The 9,454-nt window shown below is 73.3% G+C and carries 7 protein-coding genes; 4 read left to right on the top strand and 3 right to left on the bottom strand.

From position 1 onward, the window contains the following. Window positions 1-29: 29 nt before the first annotated feature. The 3 genes from ACWDYJ_RS16295 to rsmH all read right to left on the bottom strand — a co-directional run bounded on the left by ACWDYJ_RS16295 (window position 30) and on the right by rsmH (window position 3,856). Window positions 30-2,030: a peptidoglycan D,D-transpeptidase FtsI family protein gene (locus ACWDYJ_RS16295; RefSeq protein WP_451566197.1), complete on the bottom strand. Its 2,001-nt coding sequence runs from the start codon at window positions 2,028-2,030 to the stop codon at window positions 30-32. 336 nt (window positions 2,031-2,366) lie between these two features. After that, window positions 2,367-2,930, bottom strand: a complete 564-nt coding sequence (locus ACWDYJ_RS16300; protein ID WP_451566198.1) for a hypothetical protein — start codon at window positions 2,928-2,930, stop codon at window positions 2,367-2,369. Then, window positions 2,927-3,856 (bottom strand): 16S rRNA (cytosine(1402)-N(4))-methyltransferase RsmH, encoded by a 930-nt coding sequence (gene rsmH, locus ACWDYJ_RS16305; RefSeq protein ID WP_451566205.1) that lies wholly within the window; start codon window positions 3,854-3,856, stop codon window positions 2,927-2,929. The genes ACWDYJ_RS16300 and rsmH overlap by 4 nt, the downstream gene beginning before the upstream one ends. A 305-nt stretch (window positions 3,857-4,161) precedes the next feature. On the opposite strand from rsmH, the gene ACWDYJ_RS16310 reads away from it, so the two are divergent. The 4 genes from ACWDYJ_RS16310 to ACWDYJ_RS16325 all read left to right on the top strand — a co-directional run. Next, on the top strand, window positions 4,162-4,749 hold the full coding sequence (locus tag ACWDYJ_RS16310) for a beta-class carbonic anhydrase (RefSeq protein WP_451566199.1): 588 nt from the start codon (window positions 4,162-4,164) through the stop codon (window positions 4,747-4,749). Window positions 4,750-4,883: 134 nt separating this feature from the next. Continuing rightward, window positions 4,884-5,894: an AAA family ATPase gene (locus ACWDYJ_RS16315; protein ID WP_451566200.1), complete on the top strand. Its 1,011-nt coding sequence runs from the start codon at window positions 4,884-4,886 to the stop codon at window positions 5,892-5,894. Next, a complete protein-coding gene (locus ACWDYJ_RS16320) occupies window positions 5,894-7,237 on the top strand; it encodes a DUF58 domain-containing protein (protein WP_451566201.1) in 1,344 nt (447 codons plus the stop codon). Before ACWDYJ_RS16315 ends, ACWDYJ_RS16320 begins: the two co-directional genes overlap by 1 nt. Then, a partial coding sequence (locus tag ACWDYJ_RS16325; RefSeq protein WP_451566202.1) for a transglutaminase family protein occupies window positions 7,234-9,454 on the top strand: 2,221 nt, incomplete at its 3' end. The genes ACWDYJ_RS16320 and ACWDYJ_RS16325, both read left to right, overlap by 4 nt.

Here is a 9,454-nt window from a genome sequence, read left to right on the forward strand (position 1 = left end):
CTCACGCATTTCTGGCTGGGGCGGTCGGTTCACTGTCCGGGCTGTGGACTGGGCTGCGCGGTGTTCGGGGCGGGGGGCCGAGGGCCGGGGTCGAAGGTCACCGGGAGCCCGGCGGGGGCGGTGCCGGTGGGCGCGACCCGGAGGGTCTTGAGCGCGAACTCCATGACGGTCTTGTAGATCGGCCCGCAGATCTGGCCGCCGAAGTAACTGCCCTTGGTGGGGTTCTGGATGGCGCAGTAGACGGTGACGCGCGGGTTGTCGGCCGGCGCGAAACCGGCGAAGGAGGCGGTGTAGCCCTTGTAGCGGCCCGTGGCCGGATCCACCCGGTTGGAGGTGCCGGTCTTGCCGCCGACCCGGTAGCCGGGGATCCGCGCCTTGGTGCCGGTTCCCTCCTGGTCGTCGACCACGGATTCGAGCATCTCGGCGAGGGTCTTGGCGGTCTCCGGGCTGACCACGCGGGTCTGTTCGGGTGCCGGGGCCGGCGTGAAGCGGCCGTCGGGGCCCTTGGAGCCGCGTACCAGGGTCGGCTCGATACGGACACCGCCGTTGGCGATGGTCGAGTAGACGGAGGCCGCCTGCATCGCGTTGAGGGACAGGCCCTGGCCGAAGGGGATCGTGTACTGCTGGGAGGTGGACCAGTCCTCGGGCTTGGCGAGGATGCCGCGGGATTCGCCCGGGTAGTCCAGGCCGGTGGGCTGCCCGATGCCGAACTTGGTCAGGTAGGAGTGCAGGACCTTGTTCGCCTCGGTCTGGGTGGGGCCGAGCTGGCCGGTGGCCAGGATGGTCCCGATGTTGGAGGACTTGGCGAGGACCCCGTTGAGGGTCAGGTACCAGGTCGGGTGGTCGATGTCGTCCTTGAACAGCCGGTCGCCGCGGTGCAGTCGGTTGGGGACCTCGACGTGGGTGGCGGGGGTTGCCTTCTTCTCCTCCAGCACGGCGGCCATCGACATCACCTTGGCGGTGGAGCCGGGCTCGTACACGTCCTGGAGGGCGGCGTTGCCCATGGCGGCGGAGCTGGCCCGGCTCAGGTCGTTGGGGTCGAAGCCGGGGGCGTTGGCCATGGCCAGCACCTCGCCGGTGTCGGTGTCCTGGACGATGACGTAGCCCCGGTCGGCGCCGGACTTCTCGACCTGCTCGGTGATGGCGCTCTGCGCCGCCCACTGGATGTCACGGTCGATGGTCAGCTCGATGTCGTCGCCGGGTACGGCGGGCTTCTCCCGGGACCCCGCGGTGGGGACGCGACGGCCGCCGGACTGGGCGTACGTGAGCTCGCCGTCCTTGCCGGCCAGCTTCTTGTCGAGGGAGGACTCCAGGCCGCCGCCGCCCTTGCCCTCGGCGTTGACGTAGCCCAGTATCCCGGCGGCGAGCGCGCCGTTCGGGTACACGCGCTTGCTGCTGTTCTCGTTGAACACGCCGGCGATGACGTTGGCGCCGGGGCCGTTCTTCTTCTTGTCGGCGTCCGCCTTCTCCGCGAAGAGCCGCTTGAGGTCCTTGATCTGGTTCCAGACCTGAGGGGTCTGGCGGCGGGCCAGGACGACGTAGCGGGTGTTCTCGGTCTTCAGGCGGGCCGTGAGCTCCTTGGCGTCCTTGCCGAGGATCGGCGCGAGGAGGGCCGCGGCCTGCTCCGGGGCGTCGGGGGCCTTGCTCTCCTGCGGCGTGAACATCTTCGGGTCGGCGGTGATGTCGTACGCGTCGACGCTGGTGGCCAGGGCGACGCCCTTGCGGTCGGTGATCTCGCCGCGCTCGGCGGCCAGGGTGTAGCTGGCGAACCGGTTCTCGGTGGCCTTGGCGGAATACGCCGAGGCGTCGACGGCCTGCACCTGGAGGAGCCGGACGACGAAGGCGAGCATGACGAGGGTCAGGCCCACGCTGACCAGCCGCAGCCGGGGCTTGGGGCTGCCGAGCCGGATGGTGTGCGGCGGGCGGGGCGCGGTGGGCCGCCGGGTCGCCGGGCGCGAGGCCGGGCGGGCGCTCGCCCGAGCCCGGCCAGCGGGGCCGGGGACGCGCCGCCGCGGCTCCTGGGGGCTCACGCGTCCACCGCCGTGCGGGGCCGCCGCGCAAGCGCCCCCGGGCTGCGCCCGGGCTTCCCGGGGCTCCGCCCCGGACCCCGCGCCGGGGTCGCCGGCGGGGCTTGATGTGGCCGGCGTAGGCCCTGAGGTGCGCGCTGCGCGGCAGGCGCCACCGGGCTGGATTGCCGCGCGGCGGCACTTCCAGCCCCGCCGGCGCTTGAGGCAGGGGGCACCCCCAGCGGTAGCTGGGGGAGGGTCTGGGCGGAGCCCAGCGAACGGGGGAAGGGCGGGGCGGGGAGCGGCCCCGCAGGGCTGCGCCCGGGCCCGCCGGAACCGCCTGCCATCGGCGTCACGACGTCACCTGCCTGGATCGGGGGTGGGCTGCGCGGGCTGGGGGGACCCGGCCGGGCTGGGTACGGCCGACGCGGCCGCGGGCGCGGACGGACCGGGGGAAGCCGGCGGAGCCGGCGGGGCCGGCGGAGCCGGGGCCTCCGCCGTCGAGACGGAGCCCGCGATCTTGCCGTCCGGGCCGATGAAGACGGGGCTGCCGCCCGGCACCAGGCCCAGCTCGTGGGCACGTCGCTGAAGCGCGTCCGGGGCCGAGTACCCGTCGACGTCCCGTTGGAGCGCCTGTTCCTCGTCGGTGAGGGCGGTGGTCTCCTTCTTCAGCTTGCTCAGCTGGAAGGAGCCCTCGTTCAGCGCCGAGTTCAGCAGGAGCAGGCTGATCAGCCCGCCACCGAGCAGGGCCACGACCAGCAGGACGAACGGCATCCGCGCCGCCTGGCCCGCCGGGCCGCCACGCCGCCCGGCGCCGGGCCCGGACGCGGACCCGGGCCGCGCCACCCGGCCGAGGCGGGCCGCCTGCCCGCGGGTCAGCGTGGCCACCTTGCCGGCCCGGCCGCCACGGCCCGCGGCCGTCACAGCCGCGCCTCCCGGATGCGTTCGACCCCGCGGAACCGGGCCGGGGCGGCTCGCCGGTTCTCGGCGATCTCCTCCTCGGTCGGCAGTTCCGCGCCGCGCGTCAGCAGCTTCAGCTTCGGCTGGTACTTCTCCGGCACCACCGGCAGTCCCGGCGGCGCCGTGGAGGCGGCGCCCGCCGCGAAGACCTGCTTCACGAGGCGGTCCTCCAGGGAGTGGTACGAGAGCACCGCGATCCGGCCGCCGACGGCGATGCGGTCGACCGCCGCCGGGATGGCCCGCTCCAGCCCGGACAGTTCGCCGTTGACCTCGATGCGCAGGGCCTGGAAGGTCCGCTTGGCCGGGTTGCCGCCGGTGCGCTTGGCCGCCTGCGGCAGCGCGTCGCGGATCAGCTCGACGAGTCGCGCGCTGTTGGTGAAGGGTTCCTTCTCCCGCTCCCGGACGACCGCGGACACGATCCGCTTGGCCTGCTTCTCCTCGCCGTACTGGCGCAGGATCCGCACGAGCTCGCCCGGCGGGTACGTGTTGAGGACCTCGGCGGCGCTGATGCCCGTCGTCTGGTCCATGCGCATGTCCAGTGGCGCGTCCTGCGCGTACGCGAACCCGCGGTCGGCCTCGTCGAGCTGCATGGAGGAGACGCCCAGGTCGAAGAGGATGCCCTGGACGGTCGGGATGCCCAGGTTGTCCAGCACCTCGGCGAGGTCGGCGTAGATCGCGTGGACGAGGGTGACCCGGTCGCCGAAGCGCGCGAGCCGCTCGCCGGAGAGCCGCAGGGCCTCCTTGTCGCGGTCGAGGCCGATCAGGTGTACGTCGGGGAACCGGGTGAGCAGGGCCTCGCTGTGGCCGCCGAGGCCGAGGGTGCAGTCGACGACGACGGCCCCCGGCCTCTCCAGCGCCGGGGCCAACAGGTCCAGGCACCGCTGGAGCATCACCGGGACATGTCGGGACTCGCTAGTCAAAGCGCCCTCTCAGATAACGGCGCGGCAGGCATACGCCGCGCCGCGCACGCGGAGTTTTACCAGGGGGCCGGGCGGCCGGTGAGGGCCGGGCTCCGGCCGGTTCTCGTCACTTTAGTGCAACGGTCGCCACGGTCAACGAACCGCCCCGCGCCCGGTGCGCCCCGCTCGGAGGGAACCCGTAAAAGCCGCGAATCGCCCGAACAGCGGCATCCGCCTCACCCCTGTGGGTTAGCTCACAACAAGCCTGGTTGACCTTCTTTGTCCGCCCTCACTCCATGCCGTTGCGAGGTGTGACCATTAACGTCGTATCCATGACGCCTTCCGCATCCCTGCCCGCCCATTCCGCACCTCAGGCGCCCAGCGGCGACTCCGTCATCGACCGGCTGGTGGCCGCGAACCGAAAGTACGCCGCGCAGTTCGTCGACCCCGGCATGGACGCCCGGCCGGTCCTGCGCGTGGCCGTCGTGGCCTGTATGGACGCCCGGCTCGACCTGCACGCCGCCCTGGGCCTGGAACTCGGCGACTGCCACACCATCCGCAACGCGGGCGGGGTGGTCACCGACGACACCATCCGCTCGCTCACCATCAGCCAGCGGGCGCTGGGCACCCGCGCGGTGATCCTCATCCACCACACCGGCTGCGGTCTCGAAAGCCTGACCGAGGACTTCCGGCACGAGCTGGAGGACGAGGTCGGCCAGCGCCCCGCCTGGGCCGTCGAGGCCTTCCGCGACGTGGACCAGGACGTCCGCCAGTCCATGCAGCGGGTTCGGACGAACCCGTTCCTGCCCCACCGCGACGATGTGCGAGGCTTCGTCTTCGACGTGCACACCGGCCTCCTGCGGGAGATCGATCCGGCCTCTTGAGTGACACAAGGCCGTGACGCCGTCAAGAATGCGGGGAAGACGCCACCCGGAACCCCTCCGGGAGGGCGTCCGTTGGGGTGGGCCGGTTCATGCGCCAAGGGCGTCGGCCCTGGGAAAGGGCCGAGGAGAACCAGGTGACCACGTATGACGACCGAGCGAGCCTCGCGGATCTGACGAGCACGGCCGACCGGGTCCGGCACTCGGTCGAGAGCGTGATCGAGGGCAAGCCCGAGGTCGTGCGCCTCGCGCTGACCGTACTGCTCGCCGAAGGCCACCTGCTGATCGAGGACGTCCCCGGCGTCGGCAAGACCATGCTCGCCAAGACGCTCGCCAAGTCCATCGACTGCTCGGTGCAGCGCATCCAGTTCACCCCGGACCTGCTGCCCTCCGACATCACCGGCGTCAGCATCTACGACCAGCAGCGCCGCGAGTTCGAGTTCAAGCCGGGCGCGATCTTCGCGCAGATCGTCATCGGCGACGAGATCAACCGCGCCTCCCCCAAGACCCAGTCGGCGCTGCTGGAGTCGATGGAGGAACGCCAGGTCACCATCGACGGCACCACGTACACCCTGCCCAGCCCCTTCATGGTCGTCGCCACCCAGAACCCGGTGGAGATGGAGGGCACCTACCCGCTCCCCGAGGCCCAGCGCGACCGCTTCATGGCCCGTGTCTCCGTCGGCTACCCCAGCCCCGAGGCCGAGCTCCAGATGCTCGACGTGCACGGCGGGCTCTCCCCGCTCGACGACCTCACGGCCGTCGCGCACGCCCACGACATCGTCAAGCTGATCGAGGCCGTCCGCGAGGTGTACGTGGCCCAGCCCGTACGCCGCTACGTGGTCGACCTGGTCTCCGCCACCCGCAGCCACCCGGACCTGCGCCTGGGCGCCTCGCCCCGCGCCACCCTGCACCTGCTGCGCGCCGTGAAGGCCTCCGCGGCGCTGGCCGGCCGGGACTACGTCCTGCCCGACGACGTCCAGGCGCTGGCCGCGCCCGTCCTCGCACACCGGCTGCTGCCCACCGCGCAGGCGCAGCTCAACCGCCGCAGCGCCGAGCAGGTCGTCCACGACATCCTCCAGCGCACCCCCGTTCCCGCCGCGCAGGCCCGCGGCGAGATGCCGCCCGGCGCGGGCATCCGGGGCTTCTGATGAGCGCCGGTGCCCCGCGCGGCGCCGGCGGGCAGGTCAAGGATCCCGGCGGGCTGCGCGCCTCGCTGGCCGGGCTGACCACCCGCGGCCGCTCGTTCCTGGCCGCCGGAGCCGCCGCCGCCGTATGTGCGTACGTACTCGGCCAGGGCCAGCTGCTGCGGGTCGGGCTGCTGCTCGTCGTACTTCCCCTGGTCTGCGTGCTGGCCCTGCACCGCACCCGCTACCGCGTCTCCGGCAGCCGCCGGCTGACTCCGATGCGGGTGCCCGCCGGAGGCGAGGCCCGGGTCAAGCTGCGCCTGGAGAACGTCTCCCGGCTGCCCACGGGCCTGCTGATGCTCCAGGACCGGGTGCCCTACGTACTGGGGCCGCGGCCCCGCTTCGTCCTGGACCGGGTCGAGGCGGGCGGACGCCGCGAGGTGTCCTACCGGGTCCGCTCCGACCTGCGCGGACGCTATCCGCTGGGCCCGCTCCAGCTGCGGCTGACCGACCCCTTCGGGCTGGTCGAGCTGACCCGCTCCTTCAGCACCTACGACACCCTCACGGTCATCCCGCGCACCGAGCCCCTGCCCCCGGTCCGGATGACCGGCGAGGCCAACGGCTACGGCGACGGCAGCCGCCGCTCCCTGGCCCTGGCCGGGGACGACGACGTGATCCCGCGCGGCTACCGGCGCGGCGACGACCTGCGCCGGGTGCACTGGCGCTCCACCGCCCGCTACGGCGAGCTGATGGTGCGCCGCGAGGAGCAGCCGCAGCGCAGCAAGGCCACCGTCCTGCTGGACACCCGCCACCTCGCGTACCAGGGCGCGGGCCCCGACTCCGCCTTCGAGTGGGCCGTGTCGGGCGCTGCCTCCACCCTGCTGCACCTCCTCGAACAGGGGTTCTCGGTGCGCCTGCTGACCGACTCCGGCGACTCCGGACCCGGCCAGGGCGGTGGCGGCCAGGAGTCCGCCGAGGCCGCCGGGCTGATGATGGACACGCTGGCGATCGTGGGCCACTCGGACGGATCCGGGCTCTCCCGCGCCTACGACGCCCTGCGCGGCGGGGGTGGGGGCTTCGGTGCCTCCGGTGGCGACGGGCTGCTCATCGCCTTCTTCGGCGACCTTGACGACGTACAGAGCGAGATGGCGGCACGGATGCGTCAGCGTTGCGCGGGCGCCGTGGCGTTCGTACTGGACTCCGCGAGCTGGGCGGGAGCGCCCTCGCGGGTGGAAGAGCGGCTGCGCAGGCTGCGGGACGCGGGGTGGACGGCGCTGGCCGTACCGCCCGGCGCCACGTACGGCGAGTTGTGGCGGCAGGCCGGGAACGCTCCCCTCGGCACGGGAACCTCCGGAGGCTGGGCATGAGCGGTCAAGCACGGCTGACGCTGTTCGCGGTGCTGGCGACGCTGCTGACCTCGTGGTCACTGGCCCCGCTGATGGAGTCCTCGGGCTGGCTGCTCCAGGCGGCGCTGCTGCTGGCGGTGCAGAGCGGCGTGGGGGCGGGGGCCCGGCGGATTCCGCTGGCCCGGTCGCTGACCGTGGCGGCGCAACTGCTGGTGTCGCTGCTGCTGCTGGCCTTCCTGTTCGCGGGGAAGGGCGAGTCCACCGGGAGCGGGCCACTGGCCTTCCTGGTGACCGACTTCGGGGCGCTGTTCCAGCAGGGTGTCCAGGACGTCGGCGAGTTCGCGATACCGGCCCCGGTGACGGACGGCATCCGGCTGCTGCTGCTGTCCGGGGTGCTGCTCATCGGGCTGCTGGTGGACGTGCTGGCGGTGACGATGCGTACGGCCGCCGCGGCCGGGTTGCCGCTGCTGGCGCTGTACTCGGTGGCCGCCGGGCTCGTCGGCACGTCCGGGCAGGGCGGCGCGTGGTTCTCCTTCCTGCTGGCCGGCGGCGGATACCTGATGCTTCTGCTGTCCGAGGGCCGCGACCGCCTCGCCCAGTGGGGCCGGGTCTTCGGCGCGGCCCCGAACGCGCGGGTGTCGGCCGCCTCCGGCTACGGCGGCGGCTCCGGCGGCGGCAAGCCCGTCGCCCCGGTGCGCACCGGACGCCGCATCGGCGCGGTCGCGCTGGGCGTGGCGCTGGTGGTGCCGGTCGCGCTGCCGACGCTCGGCGGCGGGATGCTGGGCACACCGGGCGACGACCCGGCCTCGGATGGCGGCGGCGGGACGATCTCGGCGGTGAACCCGCTGGTCTCGCTCCAGAGCAGCCTGAACGCGCAGGACAACCGGGTCGTCCTCAGGTACCGGACGGACAGCCCGCAGCTCGGCGAGCAGTACCTGCGGATCCTGGCGCTGGACGAGTTCAACGGGGTCAAGTGGGAGGCCTCGGGGCGCCCGCTGACGGACGTCCCGGAGCGGCTGCCGACCCCCTCGGGGCTGGGCGAGCGGGTCCGCGCGAGCGCGGCGGAGGTACGGACCACCGTCTCGGCGGCGGACACGTACGCCCAGCGCTACCTGCCGATGCCGTACCCGGCTACGCAGGTGGACATCGCGGGGAAGTGGCGGTTCGAGCCGGCCGGCCGGACCCTGGTCGGGGACCAGCTGGGCAAGGACCGCTTCCAGAACGTGCAGGGCGCGCAGTACACCGTACGGAGCCTGCTGCTGCGGCCCACGGCGGCGCAGCTCCAGGCCGCCCCGGGCCCCAACCCGTACGTGCAGATGGAGTACACGAAGCTGCCGGACAATCTGCCGCCGGTGGTGCAGGAGACGGCCCGGCGGGTCACGCAGGGCGCGAAGGACGACTACACGCGGGCGGTGAAGCTCCAGGAGTTCTTCGCGGTGAACGGCGGCTTCCGCTACGACACGAAGGTGTCCTCGGGTACGGGTTCGCAGGCCATCGCCCGGTTCCTGAACGACAAGGAGGGCTTCTGCGTCCACTTCGCCTTCTCGATGGCGGCGATGTCGCGCACGCTGGGGATCCCGGCGCGGGTGGCGGTCGGGTTCACCCCCGGCGAGAAGCAGTCGGACGGCAGTGTGAACGTCTCGATGCGGGACGCGCACGCCTGGCCGGAGCTGTACTTCGAGGGCGTGGGCTGGACCCGGTTCGAGCCGACGCCCCGCTCCGGCATCTCCGTACCGGACTACAGCCGCCCCGAGGCGCCGGCGGCCCAGCCGTCCGCGCCCGCGACGCTGCCCTCGCAGGCCGCCTCGGCTCCGGCGGCGGCGCCGTCGCAGGCCGAGGACTGCCCGCCGGAGCTGAAGAAGCTCGGCGAGTGCGGGGGGCCGGTGCCGGGCCAGGACAACGGGGCCGGCTCCGGCGGTCCCTCCGTGGGCGCGGTCCTCGGCTGGGCCGCCGCCGTACTGGCCGTCGTGGGCCTGCCGTTGCTGCCGCTGCTGTGGCGCGGCAGGCTCCGGGCCCGCCGGCTGGGCACCGGGGAGGTACTGGTGGCCTGGCGGGAGCTGGGTGACGCCGCCTGGGACGTGAACATCCCGCCGGACGAGGCGCTGTCCCCGCGCCGGGCGGCCGGGCGCCTCGTACTCCTGGGCGCCTGGGCGGGCCGCGAGGTCCGGCTCCGCTTCCGGCACGCGGCGACGGGCCGGTACCTCGGACGCGGGGTGTACGTGGACGTGATCCGCGTGG

The organism is Streptomyces sp. NPDC003042, assembly GCF_053591315.1.

What these genes read in the sequence shown, in the direction of transcription:
- ACWDYJ_RS16320 (WP_451566201.1), top strand. Translation starts at nt 5,894, where the DNA reads ATGAGCGCCGGTGCCCCGCGCGGCGCCGGCGGGCAGGTCAAGGATCCC.
- ACWDYJ_RS16310 (WP_451566199.1), top strand. Translation starts at nt 4,162, where the DNA reads ATGCCGTTGCGAGGTGTGACCATTAACGTCGTATCCATGACGCCTTCC.
- rsmH (WP_451566205.1), bottom strand. Translation starts at nt 3,856, where the DNA reads ATGCTCCAGCGGTGCCTGGACCTGTTGGCCCCGGCGCTGGAGAGGCCG.